The following is an 18,686-nucleotide window of genomic DNA, read 5'->3' as shown; positions in this document are numbered from 1 at the left end:
TGAGACCAAGTTGAGGAACTGCCATGGAAACTCTTAAACAACTTAGACTCTAAACCCTCTGTTAATCCTCTTAGATTTGCTGTAATTTTGAAATATGAAAATATTTAAATATTACTCTAGGTATCAATTATTATGGCTCATTACGCTCCCTACACTCTGAAGCCCGGGATGACACCCTGGCAAATAGTCTTGGGGTATTTCATAGCGGCTGGAGTCGTAGCTGTCATCCTTCTTGTTAGAAAGAGGGATAAGTTGACGGCTCTGGACCTAGTTTACTCAGCCATAGGTGGAGCCCTAGTGGCCGTGGCTGACCACGTAGTGGGGGACTTGATCTTCCTACCTTCGCCCATTTTCCCTATCGTAAATCCTCCTGTTTGGTTCAGGATACTAGCTTTCTTCTTGACTATAGGCTTAGTCAGGAAGGTCGGGTCTGGGATGTTCACTATGGCCGTGTTTGACCTAGTTGGAGACCTCCTCCACTTTGACTTCGCCGGGGAACCTCTGTGGCTCGTGGAGGACGTGCTAACATACGGTCTATTCGCTGACCTAACCATTTTTCTTACTAGAAATAAGATATTTGGGATAGGGAGCTCGAGGTTTAACTTCCTCTTGGCTGTAGCGGAAGGGGCGTTATTGGGCTTCGTTTTCTCGTTTGTCCACCCCTTCTTCACGTACGGTTTTATTGCACCGTTTGTCTTTGGGTTCGCCCCTAATGACGCAAGGGTAATTTACCTCCTCCTAACGTATATCCCTGGGGATATAGTCATAGGTGTTGTTTCAGCTATTTTGGCTAATAGGGTTAGCAGGGTAGTCCTCTGACGCGGAAATTTCAGGGAAAGATGTGACGCTTAGATCCAGTCTATTGGAGGGAGAGAGTTATTAGTCACCAATTACAAGTTAACCTATGTGGATTCGTGACCCCATAGACCTCCTCCTTTTCGAACATTGCGTACTCAGGGTCCGGTACTCAATTTCGCTCTCGCTCTTGGAAAGTTGCGAGGAGAAGGCGTTGGAGCTATTGAAGGAGACCCACGAGTTCGTGGTCCACTGGCACGCTAGGATTGAGGATAAATACGTGTTCCCCATGTACGGAGAGAAGGCAAAGGCCATGAGCAACGATCATCTCCTCATAGAGAAGTACGGATACTCAGCCATTAACCAGAGGAGGAAGGACTGGATCTCTAGGTACGTGAAGATAGTCCTAGACCACAACCTCAGTGAGGAGGAGACATTGTTCAAGGATAGGGTAGCCACTGGAGGTGATGTAATGAGGTCAATACTGGACGAAATGGTCAAGTTCAGTGGGTACTTTAACGTGACGGGACTTAGGGTGACCTAATCCAGGACACGTGAATATTACCCAGGAACTAAGTGATATGGATTAGTAGAGGGCGTCATCACGGTCTCTGTCTCATAGCCGTGAGGTGCAGTATTATGGTGGAAGGGCCTAGACTTAACAGCAAACTTTGGAAGACCTTAACTTGTTCTGGGTCAGAGGAGCTTCTCATCACTCCCTAATCCCGTTCTGTCTTGGCGTAAGATAGGTCAGAGAACCCTATCTGATAGTGACATAACGGTTTTATCAAATGCTCTATCTAGACTTCTCACTTTTTAGTAATTTGGAGTTCCTAAGTCATACTATACCATACAATTGACGTAGGCCTAATCCACTGGGGTGGGTAATAGTTCAAACTAGTTACTATGACGCTGTTAAGATGACCGTGACGTCCTTTCTTCGCTTTTGTGTCCAGTTCATTTTCTCAGCGAGCCCAAGACCTTCTCAGACACCAGCATTGATGAGATGGTAACCATAGGAACCCCTATCCCCGGTTGCGTGTACTGGCCTACGAAAAACAGGTTATCGAGCTTCCGGTGTCTCATCGGTAACCTGAAAGGTCCCGTCTGGTCTAGGGTGTGGGATATGCCGAATGCAGTGCCTTTGAATGCGTTGTAGTCCCTCTTGAAGTCAGAAGGTCCATACATCCTTTCATACTTAATCGTGAATTTGCTCCCAGTTTTCGCCTTAAAGTCGCTTACAACAGCGTCAATGTACTTCTTTAGGTTCAGGCTCTCAAGACCTGCCGAAACGGGTATCAAGAACACTAGGTCTTGCCCCCTTAATGAGTCGTCTGAGGCTTTCCTGTAGCTAACGTAGTATGATAGGTTCTCCAGGTCTGGCTCGTTTCCCTTGGTGATGGAGTCAAAGTGGTACCTCCAGTCCCCGTTCACAAAAATGGAGTGGTGTGGGACCTTCACCTCCCCCTCCACCCCAAGGTACCCCAACACAGCTGAGGGGGAGAGCTTCTTCTTTTTCCAATAAGATTCTCCCAAGGAGTAGTCGTAGGGTAGCATGGAATCTGCACGCTCATAGTCCATGTTGAACACGAAGACGTCGCCCTCTACCCTCTCTCTTCCCCACACAGCGACTACCTTATCCCTAACCTCGACCTTGTTCACCTCCTCGTTGAACCTGAACTCCACACCTGCCCTCTTGCAAAGGTCGTACAACCTGTTCACTAGACCTTGAAAACCTCCCTTAGGGTAGTACACTCCCCCTCCCAGGATGGCGTAGTTGACCATAGCGTAGATAGCAGGAGTATTGAATGGAGAGCCCCCTAGAAACACGGAGGAGAACCCCAGGGACTTTAGCGAGAAGTCTTCCGAGAAGTACCTCCTGTTAAAGGAGTCTAAACTGGTGAATAGAGGGAACCTGCCCAAGTTCTTAATTATTGTAGGGTCAAGGAAATCATAGACCCTCATCTCCTTGAACAGGAACCTCTCCATCGCCATCTTGTACATGAACTCCGTGTCCTGCAGGTACCCCTCGAGGTCTCCTCTCACCGGGTACTCGTCCTTCCAGAAGGTCCTCGACGTCCCTTCCTTACCCATGTCCCCGACGTATAGGGAGAAAAGGGGGTCAACCTCCTTCACCTCCGGAGTTCCTTCCCCCAATTCCCTGTAGAACCTCTGGAAGACCTCCGGCATCAGGTACCAGGACGGGCCCATGTCAAAGGAGTAGACTGCATCCGAAAAACCCCTTGCCCTACCTCCCGGGACGTCCAGTTTCTCGAGCACTGTTACTTCCAATCCTTTCTTCTGGAGTAGGAGAGCGGTGGACAGACCCCCTATGCCAGCCCCTACCACTACCGCCCTCATGACCTATACCTCGCCTCTTCCGGGACCTTGTCCAGTCCTCTAATTATGAAGAGAAAGCCCCAGTTACCTTCCCCTTCCTGGTGGTGCACATCGTGAACTAGGATCAGTTCCCTGAAGGGGCTGTGTCTCATCCCCCAGGCCCTCAAGTGGAGGTGTCTATCGTGGATTATCATGTCGTGGACGAAAGCGTATGCGATCCCGTAACCTGTCATGCCCATGGCTATAGCCAGGAGGATCGGGTCACCTCCCCTCAACCACTCTATGACTAAGAAAATAGCTACCCCGGCGAACAGGGCACCGAAAGCGTCGTTCTTTTCCACTTCTCCGTGTTTTTCCCTATGATGGTCACTGTGTACTGACCACAGGACTCCATGCATCACGTACTTGTGCATCAACCTTGCCAAGAACTCCATCCCTACGAAGACTCCTACCCCTATAGCGACCAACTGTATTATCAAGTAAACTGCCATGGGAGTCACTCTCTGGAGGATTTAAAAGATTCTATTAGTGTAGTTTTAATGGCAGTATAAAAAAGGTCTGAAGAATTTAATTTACACAATTACTTTTGCTAAACCTAGCTGAAAAACATAGTTATGAAAAGTTCCATTAACGCCCTTGAATCAATCTTTAGAAAGGGTAGCACAACGTATTATAATAGTACTCTACTCTTCCCTAGGGCGGTCAGGGAAGATGTAACTAGACTTTACGCTTTCGTTAGGGTCTTCGATGACTTAGTCGACAGCGTCCCACAAAGGGCAAAGGAGTTTTACGAGATGAGGGACAAGTTCGAGTTGACCCTTGACGGGAAGTCCACTGACGACGTGGTGTTGACCAACTTCGTGGGTCTCATGAGGGAGAGGGAGTTTAAGAAGGAGTGGGTTGACGCTTTTCTGGACGCAATGGAGAGCGACCTTAAGAAGAAGGTATACTATACCATTGATGAGACCCTAAGTTACATGTACGGGTCAGCCGAGGTGGTAGGTCTCATGATGATGAAGGTACTACACCTGCGGGAGGAGTCAGCGCACTACGCCAGGATGCTGGGTAGGGCAATGCAGTACCTAAACTTCATTAGGGACTTAAGGGAGGACTTAAACATGGGGAGGCAGTACCTACCAGTAAACGAGATGGAGGAGTTCGGTCTGAAGGACTTTGAGGAATGTAACGACAGGTTCAGGGAGTTCATGAGGTTCCAGTTGGACAGGTTCATGTCATACCAGAGGGAGGCTGAAAAGGGGTACAGAATGATCCCCTCAAGGTACTTGATACCCATAAAGACTGCAGCGGACATGTACAAGTGGACAGGTATGAGGATCTTTCTAGACCCCTGCGTCGTGAACAAGGTGAAGGTGAAGCCCAAGAGGAGGAGGATACTCGCTAGGGGTCTATTCAACTTTATCGGTGTGCCTATATGGAGTTTAGTCTCTTCCTACCGCATCTAGCCTACCTGGAGATAGACTCCATGATATTCTTCCCGACCTTGGTTATATCCCTTGCGTTTCACGTCAAAAGGATGTATAAGTCATTAATCACTGCAATAGGGACGATCTCTCCCATTTACATAGTGTGGGATTTCCTGGCTACGCTCAAGGGTTCTTGGGGGTTCAACCCTAAGTGGGTCTTGGGAATTTACGTGGTGAACCTCCCGGTGGAGGAGGTCCTCTTCTTCGTGGTGACTCCTTTCGCTACGCTTTTGATCTACGACTTCCTCTTCAACAAGTTTAGGGACAAGGAACTCCGGTTCGTGACGAGCAGAAAGGTAGTGGGCACAGCGTTGGTCATCCTTTTATTGGACTTCCTGTTCTTGAGTTACTCTTACACTTTTGTGGACTTGGTCTACCTCTCTGCCTCCCTGTTGACTGCCCAATTCTTAGACGGGGAAATGCTGAGGTCTAGGAACTATTGGGTTTTCGTATTGCTCACCTTCATACCGTTCCTGGTGTTCGACTACTTCCTCACGTCCTTACCAGTCGTAGTGTACGGAACGCACTCTATCCTCGGGATACGGATCCTCACGATCCCAGTTGAGGACGCTATTTACTCCCTCTCAATGATGAACTTTTACACTTCCATATATAGGGTAGGTGCCAAGGTTTGGAGCTCCACATAGAGGAACTATTCTCCAGTCAGGACCCCGTTCAGGTGGAGAGGCTCTACTCCCTAGGCAGGGAAAGGATACTGGACTGGATGAAGGGGAGACCGAGGGCTGACTTGAGGATAGTGGAGGTGGAGGGGGATCAGGAGGTCGTCGTGGTAATACCAACAGCCGACTCCAAGGGAAGGAGGTCGAGGGAAGCGTCAAGGATATTTCACCCGCTCCACGTTGTCCTGGTTGAGAGCTCTGGTAACTTTTTCAACTACGCTAGTAGCGTAAATGCAGGGATAAGGAGGGCTATGGACCTCTCTCCGAGGTGGGTGGTGGTGTCCAACGATGACGTGCATAAGGTGGATGGAGTGAAGACACTTGTAGACGAGTTGAGCGTCGCTACGAGGGGATTGGTCATGGCCTCCCCCTCTTCTTACCACAGCTATAGGGTCAGCCTAGTCAAGATGAGCCCCTCGTTCTTAAGGGGAATGAACGTGTTCGGGAAGGTCATGAGGTTACCCCCTGCCGAGGTCTACAGCTACCTTACCCTGAAGTACGGAGCCCAACTTGGCGTCAAGACCCTTGTGGTCATAGACTCGATGCTAGGCCCCATGAAGAGGGTAGCTGGGGAAGTAAAGGACTCGTTCATAAACGCTGGGAGCTTCATGGTCCTCAACAGGAGAATCCTCCACGAGAGAGTCCTCGACGAGACCTTCATAAACGGATACGAAGACGTCTTACTCTCCATGAAGATGAGAGGGGACAGCGAGTTCATAAAGTTCAGGATCGCTGAGGAGAGAGGGGGAAGCCTGGGTTTCGGTGAGCTTAGGTTCCTTAAGTCTTACGTGAATGAGGTTTACCTTAACTACCTGTTGTGGGGTTCTCGAACCTGACCGCTAGGTTGAAATGGGCCTATTCCGAGTAATCCAGATGATAAACGGACAGTAAACCTAGCCCTTTAGGGCAAGGGGGAGGTCAGCTCGTTCACTAGGTAACCCAGGACGATGAGGAGGAGGTTGACCAGGTGAATCCCCCTCAACTTCAGCCTCCTGATGTACTCTCCATTTGTAACAGCGTTCTTGTAAAGGACGTAGTCTAAAATCCGTCCGAGTCTCAGGTTAGCGACTCTCCTGTTGTGTACCCAGCTCCTGTACAGGACCTCGTAGTACCTCTGAGAGGTAGGGAGGGGGATGATAATACTCTTGAACTGGGCGAACTCGGGAACCCTCTCCTCATGTACGTAGACCATGGGGTATATGAAGTTCCTATTGAGCTCTCCCATGACCTTCATGTCCAACTCCCCTATCGTGCACGACCCTTTACCCTCGGAGAGGACTGGGGACCTCCAGTCCTTAGGGTTTAGGCCTAGAACCTCCCTTACCTTCCCCAGGTCGACCTCTGACGAGGACTGAAGAGTTATCTGTGAGAACAGTACCTTCCCATACTTCTTACCAAGGGACAGTAAAGGGATTAGCCCCTCACCGTAAGAGAAAAGGTCATCGGAAATGAGGTTGACCATCCCCTGCGTCGACTGGACCTTCATTTCCTCCTCGACCACCTCAAGGGGTACCTTCCTGTCCTTTCGCTTAACCTCCACTTCAGCCATCGCCGAAGGTGCCTTAATTGGAAAGAACTTATGGGTCTTCTCCCCGAAGAAGACTCCTCTAGACTCTTCCGTCAATATCTTAGGTAACGTTAACTCAGCCTCTCCGACCAAAAGAACGTCTATCCAGTCTGGCGAATTAAGCGATAGCTCCCAACTCCCTGGACCTCCAACCACCACCTTCAAGTTAAACCTCCCCTTTAACGTCCTGACCTTTTCCGAGAACTCCCGGAATGAGGCGACGTGTCCAGGGGGTTCCCCGAATACGGTCTCTAAACCTTTAGATACCTCAGACATCCCAAGAGGGTCGTTGGCGTAAACCCCTAGGAGGGTTCCGTCCTTTACGTGTAACTCCAGTTTTTCTGGAGGGATTATGATACCTCCAGTCAGACTTTCTATCTTCCTCAATCCGTAGGGAGGGTACTTCCTCCCCTTCACGAAGTTGGGCAACAGCCTCTTGGGTAAAGGAGGTAAGGAGTGGAACGTGGAAGGGTCTGAGGTTAAGATCACCTGATCTAGTCTGAAATGTTGGTTAAAACTGTTTTTCAGACGTACCCCTGGAGCGAGATCATGGGTAAGACTCAAGACATACCCGATCAGGTCGTAAAGGCCGTGATAAGCAGTTTCAGTGAGAGAATTAGGTTTACATAACTCCATAAGGAAACCGGGTGGTCAACTTCTAACCGAGAAGTCCAAATTCTGGACAACGTATATTTTCCCCATTCACAACATTAACGTGGGGAAATAATTGACATTTTCGGTAGTAGTATATGATCCGGAGGAGGAAGCCTGGGGAGTAGGAGTAGCTAGTAAGTTTCTGGCCGTGGGGGCTTTCGTCCCATGGCTTAGACCCGGTGCAGGGGCTTTGGCCACTCAAGCTCTGGCTAACCTAGAGTACGGGCCCAAGGGACTGGAGCTCCTTGAGAGGGGCACTAGCGCTAGCGACGTAGTTAGGATCTTGACTGGGTCTGACCCCATGCGCGAAAGGAGACAGTTGGGGGTTGTGGACTCTAAGGGAAACTCCCACTCTTTCACTGGGAGAGAGTGCTACCCATACGCAGGGCACATAGTTGGATCAAACTTCGCCGTGCAAGGGAACATCCTAACAGGTGAAGATGTCCTGGAAGCTATGGCTAAGGAGGTTGAGGGAAAGGGTAAGATATACGAAAGGATAATGAGGGCATTAAAAGCTGGTGAGAGGAAAGGAGGGGATAGGAGGGGCAAGCAAAGCGCTGCCATCACTGTTGTCAAGAAGGAAGAAAGGGGCGAGGGAGAAATAGACCCTAGGACCGTGGGAAAGTACGTTGACTTAAGGGTAGATGATAGTCTGGAACCGTTGAAAGAACTGGAGAGGGTTTTGGAGCTCTGGGCCGCCACCTTTATGGAGGAGGAAATGGTGAGAGTGGAGGATTTCCCGGAGGTAGAACAGGCCCTAAGGAAGTTGGGATACCAAGACCTGAAGACGTGGGTCGAGGTCAACAACTTCGAGGCTAAGTTCACAGGGGACAGGTTAGGGAAGAGTGTAGTTAAGATTCTGCTGAGGCAGGCAGGTCTAAGCTAGGTGAGGTTAAGGTAAAAAGTTGATGGAGAATAACGGGGGCTTCATAGACTGAAAACCGACGGAGACCCTCCCGCTCAGAGAATATGGGTCTTAAGAACTCGGTGTAGATCCTCTAAAGAAGCCAGCTAAACTTGAGCTTGTTACAGGGTGGAGCGAAACCTTGTCCTTCAGGGCTGGGAGGAAGTAGGGATCCTAGTATTGACCTTTTTAGCCACCTCTTTTCTCCTGACCCTCATCCTTTAACCTTAGCGTTTGCTCAGTAAAGTTTTAAGGCTATGGTGTGAATATTATTATAATGAGACTGAAAGTAAAAGTCGAGGGCGATAAGTTAGTAATCGAGAACACTGCTGACGAACCGGTATTCCTACTACAGTTGGAAGTCAAGTATAGGTTACACGTCTCGTCCATAGAGGACGGTACTGTGATCAAGTATGTATCCCATAGCATCCCAGTTAACGAGGAAGTCGTAGCTAGGAAAGAAATTCCACTAGACGTCCCTGACGTCTCGGAAGTGACCGTCACGTATAGGCTTGGAAATGAAAAGTTTCAAGAGACTCACGAGACCTGATGGAGACCTACCCAGCAAGATCCTACGGTTATTCCTGGTCTCAGGTTTGACTTCGGGACCTGACCACTCCTCAAGTCACGACCGGAGCTGAGATGGCTCTACTAAAAGAGTTGAATCCCAGCTCATAGGGTTACCCTGTCTGTTATAGTCTTGGGGATCTCCACTGACTTCCACACCTTTGGGTTAATCGCTACTTGGACAAGGTATCCTTCAGTGGTAGTATCTCCATCCCTCAGTATCTTCAGTTTGAACTTTAGAACCTTCTCAGATACCTTCTCAGGTTCCATTAAAACCGTTAACCTCTCTCCTAGCCTCACAGGCTTCAGGTATTTAGCCTCAGATTCCACGATCACGAACCAAAGGTTCTCGTCAACAATCGGATAAGGGACACCTACTCTCTCTTGAAAGAACTTTTCTATGGTATTGGTGAAAAACCTATAATACGCTGCGTAGTGGGCTATACCCTGGGCGTCAGTGTCATAAACCCTGACTATATCTTGGAAAACGTATTGGGAGACCATGAAAACCCTTCGTGTTTTAAATCTTAAAACTTTGCGAAGGGTAAGACGGTTCCCCCCGACTTCCTCCCAACATGACGAGGTTTGCTACTCTTTTTATCATTTTCATCATAGTGGTGACTCCTCCTTTCCACTATCAGATAACGCTAATGCGTTGTCCACTCGATAGCCTGGAGTCCGTAGCGGCAGAGGAAAACCCAGAGGACTTTCCACACCTCTGATGGAGTCGGATAAGTCTAGCGTTGAGAGGATCTCCGTGTTAATAGGTTCAAGACCTCCCCGCCCTTTAAAAAGTTTAAAACCTTTCTTTCTAAACTTCTATGCTCGGATGGAGCATGAGGTTGAGGTTAGCTTTTGACGTGTTTGGGACTATCCTGGACTTGTCGACGCTGCCCTACGAGTTTAGGAGGAAGCAGTTGGAGTACACTTGGCTGTTGACCGTTATGGGGAAGTTTGTCCCTTTTCATGAAGTAACAGAGAAGGCCATGACGTACTACCTGGAGGCAGAGGGCAAGCTTGGGGACTACCATACCATGATGGAGAAATGGAGAGACCTGAAGGCTTTCACGGACGTGTCTTACCTCAATGAAATCTCTTCACTCGCTGACATCTTTGCTTTAAGCAACGGGTCAGTAGAGGAGGTCAAGGATCGCTTGAGGAGGGAAGGTATCCTAAACCTTTTCAAGGGGATTTTCAGCGCGGAGGAGGTTAAGGCCTACAAACCCTCGCCCAAGGTGTATAGACACTTCGTTGAGAACGTAGGGGAGCCTGCCTTTCTCGTTTCCTCAAATCCCTTCGACCTGATGGGCGCTAAAAACGCTGGGATGGGAGCCATATATCTGAATAGAAGGGGGGTTAAACTGGACCCGTTGGGGTTTGAGGTCGATCTCCTTGTTAAGGACCTAAAAGGGCTCTTCCTTTGGTTACGGGAGAAGGCCTGAGCTAACGTTATCCAGACCAAGGAGGCTCATGTTATCTCCTCCCTCCATATGGGAGAAACCCGCCGTAGTCAACAGTTTCCGTGAGACCGTCATGTCCATATAATCTGGGTGTTGAGAGCTTTATATACCGCTAAAGGTCTTGCCTTAGGTGTGGGTCTGAGTCCAGAAAGGTAGGTAAGAGATACGGACAGTCCAAGATGTGCGTTCCCCTACCGTCAAGTGGGCTGGGGTCACCCCTTGGAACTGAAGGGATGAGAGCAAAGGGTCTGCTTGATCCCCGTGTCAAGGGTTGAGGATAGATATCAAACGACATGAAATCCGGTGAGACACAAGCTCCGTCTCTCGTGACTACGTCGCCTCTTTCCTCAACTTCTCAGTCCACTATAGACCTTCAGGAACTTTATTTGATTTTTAGTAAAAAATTAGTGAAAAAATATTTAAGTACAATATTCGAAAGTATCTTATGAATGTCGAAATTTTCTCTCTAGATAAGATAAGGAGGCTCGCTGAGGAGGCTAAGATAGAGCCTGAGAGGTTCTGGGCCCACAGGGCGTGGTACCTAGAGTGGTTCCGGAAGCCCAAGGTAATCCTTGAGGGGAGACCCCCAAATGACAGTTGGTTCGTGGGGGGTCTGCTCAACATAGCCTACAACGCGGTAGATAGGCATTATAGGGTTAACCCTGATGGAGTTGCTTTTTACTGGATGAGCGAGAGGGGAGACACCAGGACAGTCTCGTATAGGGACCTCTACTGCGAGGTCAACAGGGCCTCTCACGTCCTCAAGGAACTTGGGGTGAAGAGAGGGGACTCTGTCTCACTGATTATGCCAAGTATACCCGAGGCGGTCTACTTCTCCCTTGCTGTACACAGACTAGGAGGAGTGTTGGTAATACACTACCTGGGCTTAAGTGAGGACACTTTGGCTTACAGGCTCAACGACTGCAGGTCTAGGGTCATGGTGATAGCTTCCTCTACCACCAGGAATGGCAAGGAGATAGAGGTGAAGAGGGTCGTTGACAGCCTGTTGGAGAAGTTTAAGACCCCAGTGGAGAAAGTCCTCGTAGTAAAGAGAGGGGAAGTGGACACCACTGAGAGGGATGTGATATACGATGACGTAAAGCCGAGGGGCAGGGTCTTCGTGGACCCCGAGGCAATGGAGTCGAACGAGCCAGCCACTGTGTACTACACCTCTGGTACCACTGGAAGACCCAAGGGGCTTTACCATACAAATGGGGGTTACCTGGTGGCACTGAACTGGTCGTTTGACGCCCTGCTAAAGCCCAGGAAGGGAGACGTCTGGTGGACCATATCAGAGCTCGGATGGCCTGTATGGCCCATGGCAAACCTTTACACCATCCCAGTGATGGGTCTAACAGGGGTCCTCTTTGAGGGTTACGTGGGACATAAGGCTGACCTGTTCTCGAGGGTAGTGGAAAGGTTTGGGGTAAACCTGGTGTGGAGCTCAACAACCACCCTCTACACCCTCAAGAGTTTAGGGGAAGAGTCCATAAACTCAGGAGATGTCTCCTCACTAAGGGCAGTCCTAAACACCGGGGAACCGCTAAATACTGGAGCCAGGAAGTGGCTCAGGGACAGGTTGAGGGACGTTTACATAGCTGACGCCTATTGGATGACAGAACACCTACTACCCATAGCCGCGACCCCCATGGGCCTTGGGGAAGTCCCGTACAAACCTGGGTCAGCAGGGATTACCTTCCCTGGTTCCAGTTTCGCTGTAGTGGACGACGACGGAAACCCACTCCCACCCATGAGGAAGGGGTACATAGTCCTAAATTCCGTAAACCCGGCTATGGCGAAGATGTATAACGACCCTAACCACGAGAGGATGGTCAAGACCTACTGGTCCAGGTTCCCAGGGTACTTCTACACTGGGGACTACGGCTACGTCGACGAAGAGGGTTACCTATACGTGATAGGTAGGGCAGACGATGTAATTACCAAGGAAGGAGAGAGGATAGGGACCATGGAAGTGGAGAGCATAGCAGCAAACCACCCCTCTGTGGCTGAGGCAACGGCCGTGGGATACGAGAGGGACGGCTCAATGAGGATAGTGGTCTTAGTAGTCCCAAGGGCCGGCTTAGAGAGGAGCGAGAGGTTAGAACAGGACGTGAAGGCTTTCCTGAGGAACGCTGGAGTCATCGTGGACAGGGTTGTCCTAGTCTCCAAGTTGCCCAAGACCAAGAGCGGGAAGATAATGAGGAGACTAGTGAGGGCCATACTTCAGAACGATGAGCTCGGTGACACATCCACCCTCGACAGCCCAGACGTCCTTAATGAACTTAGAGACGTGTTGTCCAAGTAAGGTTGAACTGATCCTTAGGACGACCCTGGCGTCCTCCCACAAGCAAGTGGTCAATCTTTTAACTACTTGAACGATTTTACGATCTGGCGTTTACGACCAGGCGTAAAACTTTTATACGTCGGGGAGAATGAGTGGTTGAGCGCCATGATGCAGTTGATTCAGTTGTTTCTGATGTCGTCCCTAGTTGCGTACTCAATTTTAGTTACCTACCCCTTAGCCTTCAGGAAGATGTCAGGCAGGAGGTACCAGCTGTTCAACGGGATAGCATTAGGGATACTTATCTACTTGATCATGGACATATTTTCAGGGACTTATACCCTCCTAGACGATAGCCCTATCCTATCCTTTCTCTTTATAGTCCCCTTTGTACTTTCCTACTTTGGGTTTCATCTTTACTCATCCATGAGAGTCTCAGGGGTTTCAAACGAGAAGTACGCTGAAACCGTTTCCCTCATCATATCCCTAGGTATAGGTCTCCAGAATTTCACCGAAGGCCTCGCCATAGGGGGCTCCCTGCGACTAGGCTTGTCGACAGTTCTGATCCCGTTGGTCGTGGGGCTGACTTTACAGAACGTAACCGAGGGCTTCCCCATAGCCTCACCTTTCCTTAAGACGGGAGTGGAGAAGGAGAGAACTTACCTACTCTACATGTACTTGTTGGGCGGAAGCCCCACACTCCTAGGTTCGCTGCTATCTTACGTTTTAGCCTCAACGCCCCTTGTTGTGGTGTTTAACGCTTTAGCCATGGGAGGAATCCTCTTCGTCGCCTTAGAAATGTACAAGGGGATGGTTAAGCACTCGGACCAGTCCCTAAGGAACGTGGCTGAGGTGGGTATAGCCATTGGGATCGTGATTACTTTCCTTGTGAACTTATTACCTTGAGATCTGACTTCCTCCCCGCCATGGTGGAGGTTTCCCTATCTTGTAAACCTCTCCTCTGCCTGTGCCTCTATTTTACATTGATGTACAACGAGTGTAGGCGTGTTCAGGTCATTATAAGAGAGACAGTCTGGGACTTAAGATTAGTGACAGTCTATAGGAAATGCTTATATGATTCGATTCACAATAATATCTATAATGACAGTCTTCATCGTAATATCCAGTTTGACCGATAAGGGGGCTGAGACAGTTGCCGAAAAACCTGAGAGGATAAAACTCGTGAATGAGGAGCTCGCCAAAGTTGGTGCAAAGGTCAAGGAACAATACTTGGTTTTTGGGGACATAGACTTCATAAACGTTGTGGAGGTGGACGATCCCGAAAAATTCTTGAAGGCGATAATAGAGCTGAACAGTAGGGGCACAGTGAGGACAAGGTCCTATTTGGCCATACCAGTTGATAGGGCAATAGACGTGTTGAAGAGTGCCCCCTCGATAGGTCATCCAAAGGAAAAAGGAAAGTGAGCGTAAGTTTTTGTCTTTTATATTTTTAGATATTTAAAATTCTTCCTGTTAACCTTTAAAATGTGTCAACTTAATCCGTACCTATTTGTCAACTTTTCAATATAACCTCGCGTCATCATTGTTAAATATAGAATTTTCTATAGTTTATTTTAGTAACTCTTATAAAGTAGTTTATTATACTTTCTTCATGTCTCTAAAAAAAGAGTTAACCCTTTTTCAATTGGTTGTAATTGGAGTAGTGGGTGCAGTAGGGACTGGAGTCCTTTTTTCCTCAGCGGGAATGGCTAGCGTAGCCGGTCCAGCCCTAGTGCTCTCATGGGTGGTCGGTGCCATATTCTATACCTTCGTGGGGCTGACCTATTCAGAGCTCTCGGTCAACTATCCGGAGGCAGGAGGACCAGCTAGGTATAGCCTGTACAGCCACGGAAAGCTGACCAACGCCATTGGGGCCTTTGCGAACCTCCTGTGGTACCTCTTTATTCCTCCTATCGAGGCCCTGGCTGTCGTGGAGGGATTGAGCTTCTTCTTCCCCCAACTTTTAACTTCAACCGGGGCTCCGAGTCTTCTAGGGTCTGCGGTAGGTGTCCTCCTCATCCTCTTGTTCATTCCTTTTAATTACTTTGGAGTAAAATTTTTTGGAAAGACTACCTCTGGGCTAGGCCTCGTAAAGCTCGCAATCTATCTGGCGTTAGCCTTCGGTACCCTGGCGGTGGTCTTTAGACCGCAGAACTTCACCGCCTATGGCGGTTTCGCTCCTTATGGATTAGCTGGAATGTTCAGCGCTATCCCAATAGCTATGTTCGCCTTCGGTGGGATAAGGGTAATCCCAGATTACGCAGAGGAGTCGAAGAAAAGCTCCATGTTAGGCAAGGCCATAATGTTTACCATACTGGGACAGAGCCTGATCTACGTTCTGTTTGCCCTCGTATTCGTTGGTGGTCTCGACTGGAAGGGATTGGGTATAAACCCAGGGAACTGGACTGCAATCTCCACTCTTCCAGGAAATCCGTTCGTGGATATAGCAAGCGCCGAGAAAGCGTCAACCCTGATACCTTTGGCTCTCCTCGTAGCAATACTTGGACCCTTCGTAGTTGGCTACATCTATCTAGGGGGAGGGACCAGGGTTTTGCTGGCCATGGGGAGAAGCGACATAGTATCAGACAAGATGAAGCAACTCCATCAGACTTACTCTGTGCCCTACTGGGCCCTCATAGTTTTCGGCATAGTGGGGGCAATAGTTACTTTCCTAGCAGCGCCAGTGCCCACCATATACGGCGACATAACGGACTCTGTGGTAGCTGGCTACATAGCCTTCGCCCTAAACCCGGTCTCAATGCAGGTGTTAAGGAATAGGGGGAAGATAGGGTACAAGTTGCCAGGAGGGGCCCTAACCGCGCCCTTAGCCTTCATCTCCTCCTCGCTCATAGCGTTTTGGAGCGGTTGGCCATCAGTCCCTTATGCTATCCTTCTAATCTTTATAGCTGTACTAATATTTTCTTTAAAATATAAAATAATTGGGAATGTAAGGAACTCCGTATGGTACATCGCCTACATCGCCTTCATAACTCTCATCACTTACATAGGCAGTGACGGGGCTCTGTCCATAATACCTTTCTTGACCGCTTCGTTAATAACAGCTGTAGCTTCCTTAGGGTTCTTCTTCTGGGGGGTTAGGTCAGGACTTAAGGAGACCGAGACAGTTAAGTAAACCTTTTTGATAGGCCCCGAAATTAACGAGAGGTTCATTCGAGGGGTCTCGGCTGGCCCCTCCAGGTAAGGAACGAGTTTTTTCATTAGGGTGAAGGGATCCGAAAACTGTCGTTTATAGTTTAAATAAGGATTGGATCTGTGGGATAGTCTCAGTGAGGATAGTGGATTTTGAATACAATGATACCTACTTCACAACTTCATTTTTGGGGAACCTTAAAGGAGAAGGTAAGGATCGAACATAGCTCAGGATCCCTCCCGGAGAGAGGTTTCCACTTGACCCTCCTAGAGTCCCTAGCGTTGACAACTACTGTATATACACCGCCGGTTAGCTGAAGGGGAAACTTAAGTTCCATTTCCTCTCCCATTTTCCAGGTATACGGTCGAATTGTCCTCAAGTCGCGGAAAAAGAGTCCTGGTGGGAGGACGCCCTCAATAGGCCTTCCTAAGTCGTAGTACCGCCTAGAGACGTAAGAGGGATTAGGCTCGTCCTGAAATATTATAACTGATTCAGGGCTCATTACCCTCACCCTTCCCTTAGCGTAGAAGACTGAGTCCCTTATGGATGGATTAACCCCCCAGTTAACCCACGCAGATATCATGGTGATCACAAGGAAGACCCTCCTTGAGTCCCAGGCTACAGAGACGTCTGAATAGTTGGCGCAGGGGTTGAGCAGTGTGTCCCTGTGACCCCAGTTACTCTCCTGATCGTCATAAACCATTTGGTGAATGAGGTCCTTGGAGACGTTTACGACTGAAACGCCGTCCTTGAACCGGGGAAAGATGCTAAAGGTGTAGCCTATTGCTTCTTCCATCCCGAAATAGTTCCCAGCCCTTGTGAAATAGTAGACTGGGTTCACCCCCTCCTTGTCATAATGACTGAAAATGTTCTCCTTGAGCATGTAATTGGCCCTGAAGTTGGAAGCTCCCGAGTTAGCGTACTTCACAGGTTGTATTCCGTGATCACTCCTGATCTTGTTAATGTAATCCACAAGGGTCCTTACCAAGGACATAGTTATCTTCTATGAAGATGGTCTAATAACTGCTCTCATACCCGTGGGACACTCTAAGTAGTAAAGGTGAGAATGATAGCAACAAATAGGAGCTAAATCCCGCATCTTAACGATACTGACTTCCTCCCTGCCCTAAAGGGTGAGGCTTCCCTTGTCTTTTTTGATCTTGTTAGCTAACTAGTTGTGTCTGAATCCTTGCTTCTCTCCAGAAGTTTCTAACTCGAGTCTTACTTCGATGGGGCACATTCCCTACTGAGACTAAGTCCAACTCCGTCCCTTCAGCTGTCATCCTCTACGCAGGATCACGATAATCTAATTCCATTGAAAACCCTTTTCTACGCAAATCCTTGTGGGAAAAAGGGTAAAAGTGGAGAATCAACGTAGTACCTCTACTCTTAAAGCTGGTGACACGACCACATTCGTTGTGTTCTAAGAGTTCTATGAACCTTGCCCTGAAACCATGTGAGCAGCTGAGGACCGAGTCCTCACACTTGACCCGGAACACCATTGCGGTGCCAGTATGAACGTATGGATAGACAATTTTACCTACAACTCTCTGAAGGTCTCTATGTCCGCTTCATCATTGAACTTCACGTAAAACTTGTACTCCTTGCCCTCCCTTCTGGCTACGCATGTCCTACCGGTATAATAGTTGCCCTTAAGCTCCAGCTGATCCAGGTGATCCCACCCCGTCCTCTTTTTAACCTCGTTCACTGTGTTGATGAATGCCTTTGCACAGAGGTCGCAACAGAAGAACATGCTTTGGTCTTCAACATCTTCATAGTAAGACCCCCAAGTGCCACCGCAGAGGGCACATCCTGTCTCTTTCTTACCAGTCTCCCTTCCGTTAGTTATTACCTTCATGTTACCGCCTCCACGAACTTAATGAGGTTAGGGTCGAACTCCATGGCCCTCTCAAGCCTCGCCATAAGGTACTTGGAGAGGGCGTCCAAGGACCTTAGGAATGAAACTTGTACGTCTTCAACGACCCCAAGCTCTTGGGAGTACTTCTCCACGAGTTCGAGGGCCTTCCAAGCGTGGTATTCGTCAGCGTTATAGCCCTCGGCCAGGAACTTCTTCACCGCGTCTGGGTAATCCTGGTCTGTGAGGATTGACGGGTTGAAGTAGTGCATTTTACTACCGTAGTTCCTCAGACTCTTGTCAGCGATTAACTCCATACTGTGCATGGAGGCCATGGTCTCCACCCAACTTCTGGTTTCGGCTATGTTCCTCCACACCTTAATGGAGGAGGAGGTTGAAGGTAATGGGTCGTAGGACATGATCTCGTCTCTGGTGAGCCCCAGACTCTCCCCCATCCTTATGAGTAGTTCGTAGTGCGGTGGAGACCCGTTCCCTAAGAACTCCTGGCTTATGTTCTCCAGCTCATATCTCGCCACGTCGTCCTTGTCGGTCTTGTAGACTATCATTGAGAGCACCCTTATCCAGTTCCTAAGGAAGTGCCTGTGTTCTATCACGTACCCTAGAAGGACCGCCCTGTTTGGTTTCTGCATGGCCAGTATGAAGGGGTGAGGTCTCTCCCCGTAAATCTTCTCTATTACCTTCCCCCTTATCCAGGAAGATAGGCCCCCTTTCAGGGAGAAGTAATCCTCCAAAGTCCCAGCCAGTTCCTGGGATGAGACCTCCCTAGAGGAGAGGTTCCTGTTCAACCACATGACGTGAGGGGGATCGCTCCTTGACGTCATGTCGTGGATGTGAGAGGCCACATCTCCCCAGTTGTTGGATCTAAACCTACAGACCGGACAGATTGACATAAGATGGAGTTTACGTGCAACTTTAAATCTTTTTGCA

General features: G+C 49.0%; 19 protein-coding genes. 12 read left to right on the top strand and 7 right to left on the bottom strand.

Annotated features, from left to right (window positions below; genetic code table 11):
* The first annotated feature begins 132 nt into the window (after positions 1 to 132).
* Together GWK48_RS09965 and GWK48_RS09960 are read left to right on the top strand one after the other, a co-directional pair.
* Entirely contained in the window at positions 133 to 819 is a 687-nt protein-coding gene (locus tag GWK48_RS09965; protein ID WP_174631913.1) for a hypothetical protein, read from the top strand.
* Positions 820 to 904: 85 nt separating this feature from the next.
* Positions 905 to 1,339 carry a hemerythrin domain-containing protein gene (locus GWK48_RS09960; protein WP_174631894.1) on the top strand — a complete coding sequence of 145 codons (435 nt, stop codon included), beginning with the start codon at positions 905 to 907 and terminating at the stop codon, positions 1,337 to 1,339.
* 413 nt (positions 1,340 to 1,752) lie between these two features.
* Here GWK48_RS09960 and GWK48_RS09955 read toward each other — a convergent pair whose 3' ends face one another.
* Together GWK48_RS09955 and GWK48_RS09950 are read right to left on the bottom strand one after the other, a co-directional pair.
* Entirely contained in the window at positions 1,753 to 3,156 is a 1,404-nt protein-coding gene (locus GWK48_RS09955) for a phytoene desaturase family protein (protein WP_174631893.1), read from the bottom strand.
* Positions 3,153 to 3,626: a sterol desaturase family protein gene (locus tag GWK48_RS09950; RefSeq protein ID WP_174631891.1), complete on the bottom strand. Its 474-nt coding sequence runs from the start codon at positions 3,624 to 3,626 to the stop codon at positions 3,153 to 3,155. Before GWK48_RS09950 ends, GWK48_RS09955 begins: the two co-directional genes overlap by 4 nt.
* A 123-nt stretch (positions 3,627 to 3,749) precedes the next feature.
* On the opposite strand from GWK48_RS09950, the gene GWK48_RS09945 reads away from it, so the two are divergent.
* The 3 genes from GWK48_RS09945 to GWK48_RS09935 are packed head-to-tail and all read left to right on the top strand — an operon-like array spanning position 3,750 to position 6,135.
* A complete protein-coding gene (locus GWK48_RS09945; protein WP_174631889.1) occupies positions 3,750 to 4,598 on the top strand; it encodes a phytoene/squalene synthase family protein in 849 nt (282 codons plus the stop codon).
* Entirely contained in the window at positions 4,568 to 5,266 is a 699-nt protein-coding gene (locus GWK48_RS09940; RefSeq protein WP_174631887.1) for a lycopene cyclase domain-containing protein, read from the top strand. The genes GWK48_RS09945 and GWK48_RS09940 overlap by 31 nt, the downstream gene beginning before the upstream one ends.
* Positions 5,251 to 6,135 carry a hypothetical protein gene (locus GWK48_RS09935; protein ID WP_246263802.1) on the top strand — a complete coding sequence of 295 codons (885 nt, stop codon included), beginning with the start codon at positions 5,251 to 5,253 and terminating at the stop codon, positions 6,133 to 6,135. The genes GWK48_RS09940 and GWK48_RS09935 overlap by 16 nt, the downstream gene beginning before the upstream one ends.
* A 65-nt stretch (positions 6,136 to 6,200) precedes the next feature.
* Here GWK48_RS09935 and GWK48_RS09930 read toward each other — a convergent pair whose 3' ends face one another.
* On the bottom strand, positions 6,201 to 7,355 hold the full coding sequence (locus tag GWK48_RS09930) for a radical SAM protein (protein WP_174631885.1): 1,155 nt from the start codon (positions 7,353 to 7,355) through the stop codon (positions 6,201 to 6,203).
* 238 nt (positions 7,356 to 7,593) lie between these two features.
* On the opposite strand from GWK48_RS09930, the gene GWK48_RS09925 reads away from it, so the two are divergent.
* Together GWK48_RS09925 and GWK48_RS09920 are read left to right on the top strand one after the other, a co-directional pair.
* Entirely contained in the window at positions 7,594 to 8,406 is an 813-nt protein-coding gene (locus tag GWK48_RS09925) for a DUF1028 domain-containing protein (RefSeq protein WP_174631883.1), read from the top strand.
* A gap of 295 nt (positions 8,407 to 8,701) precedes the next feature.
* Positions 8,702 to 8,974 (top strand): hypothetical protein, encoded by a 273-nt coding sequence (locus GWK48_RS09920; protein ID WP_174631881.1) that lies wholly within the window; start codon positions 8,702 to 8,704, stop codon positions 8,972 to 8,974.
* A gap of 122 nt (positions 8,975 to 9,096) precedes the next feature.
* Here GWK48_RS09920 and GWK48_RS09915 read toward each other — a convergent pair whose 3' ends face one another.
* Complete coding sequence (locus GWK48_RS09915) at positions 9,097 to 9,495, bottom strand: acyl-CoA thioesterase (RefSeq protein WP_174631879.1); 399 nt, start codon at positions 9,493 to 9,495, stop codon at positions 9,097 to 9,099.
* A gap of 317 nt (positions 9,496 to 9,812) precedes the next feature.
* On the opposite strand from GWK48_RS09915, the gene GWK48_RS09910 reads away from it, so the two are divergent.
* The 5 genes from GWK48_RS09910 (at position 9,813) to GWK48_RS09890 (ending at position 15,865) form a co-directional block, all read left to right on the top strand.
* The gene (locus GWK48_RS09910; RefSeq protein WP_174631877.1) at positions 9,813 to 10,433 is read left to right on the top strand and encodes a haloacid dehalogenase type II; all 621 of its coding nucleotides are present in this window, start codon (positions 9,813 to 9,815) and stop codon (positions 10,431 to 10,433) included.
* Between the two features lie 463 nt (positions 10,434 to 10,896).
* On the top strand, positions 10,897 to 12,756 hold the full coding sequence (locus GWK48_RS09905) for an AMP-binding protein (RefSeq protein WP_174631875.1): 1,860 nt from the start codon (positions 10,897 to 10,899) through the stop codon (positions 12,754 to 12,756).
* Between the two features lie 144 nt (positions 12,757 to 12,900).
* Positions 12,901 to 13,638: a ZIP family metal transporter gene (locus GWK48_RS09900; protein ID WP_174631873.1), complete on the top strand. Its 738-nt coding sequence runs from the start codon at positions 12,901 to 12,903 to the stop codon at positions 13,636 to 13,638.
* Positions 13,639 to 13,833: 195 nt separating this feature from the next.
* Positions 13,834 to 14,157 carry a GYD domain-containing protein gene (locus tag GWK48_RS09895; RefSeq protein WP_174631871.1) on the top strand — a complete coding sequence of 108 codons (324 nt, stop codon included), beginning with the start codon at positions 13,834 to 13,836 and terminating at the stop codon, positions 14,155 to 14,157.
* 187 nt (positions 14,158 to 14,344) lie between these two features.
* Positions 14,345 to 15,865 carry an APC family permease gene (locus tag GWK48_RS09890; RefSeq protein WP_174631870.1) on the top strand — a complete coding sequence of 507 codons (1,521 nt, stop codon included), beginning with the start codon at positions 14,345 to 14,347 and terminating at the stop codon, positions 15,863 to 15,865.
* A gap of 199 nt (positions 15,866 to 16,064) precedes the next feature.
* Here the strand turns inward: GWK48_RS09890 and GWK48_RS09885 are convergent, their stop codons facing one another.
* From GWK48_RS09885 to GWK48_RS09875, 3 genes are all read right to left on the bottom strand, one after another.
* Complete coding sequence (locus GWK48_RS09885) at positions 16,065 to 16,877, bottom strand: CAP domain-containing protein (RefSeq protein ID WP_174631868.1); 813 nt, start codon at positions 16,875 to 16,877, stop codon at positions 16,065 to 16,067.
* A gap of 546 nt (positions 16,878 to 17,423) precedes the next feature.
* On the bottom strand, positions 17,424 to 17,741 hold the full coding sequence (locus tag GWK48_RS09880; protein WP_174631866.1) for a TA0938 family protein: 318 nt from the start codon (positions 17,739 to 17,741) through the stop codon (positions 17,424 to 17,426).
* Positions 17,738 to 18,649: a thiaminase II/PqqC family protein gene (locus tag GWK48_RS09875; protein ID WP_174631864.1), complete on the bottom strand. Its 912-nt coding sequence runs from the start codon at positions 18,647 to 18,649 to the stop codon at positions 17,738 to 17,740. Before GWK48_RS09875 ends, GWK48_RS09880 begins: the two co-directional genes overlap by 4 nt.
* Positions 18,650 to 18,686: the final 37 nt, after the last annotated feature.

It is taken from the genome of Metallosphaera tengchongensis, assembly GCF_013343295.1.
GTDB classification, from domain to species: Archaea; Thermoproteota; Thermoprotei_A; order Sulfolobales; family Sulfolobaceae; genus Metallosphaera; species Metallosphaera tengchongensis.
This window is presented reverse-complemented; position numbering and strand designations above follow the sequence as displayed.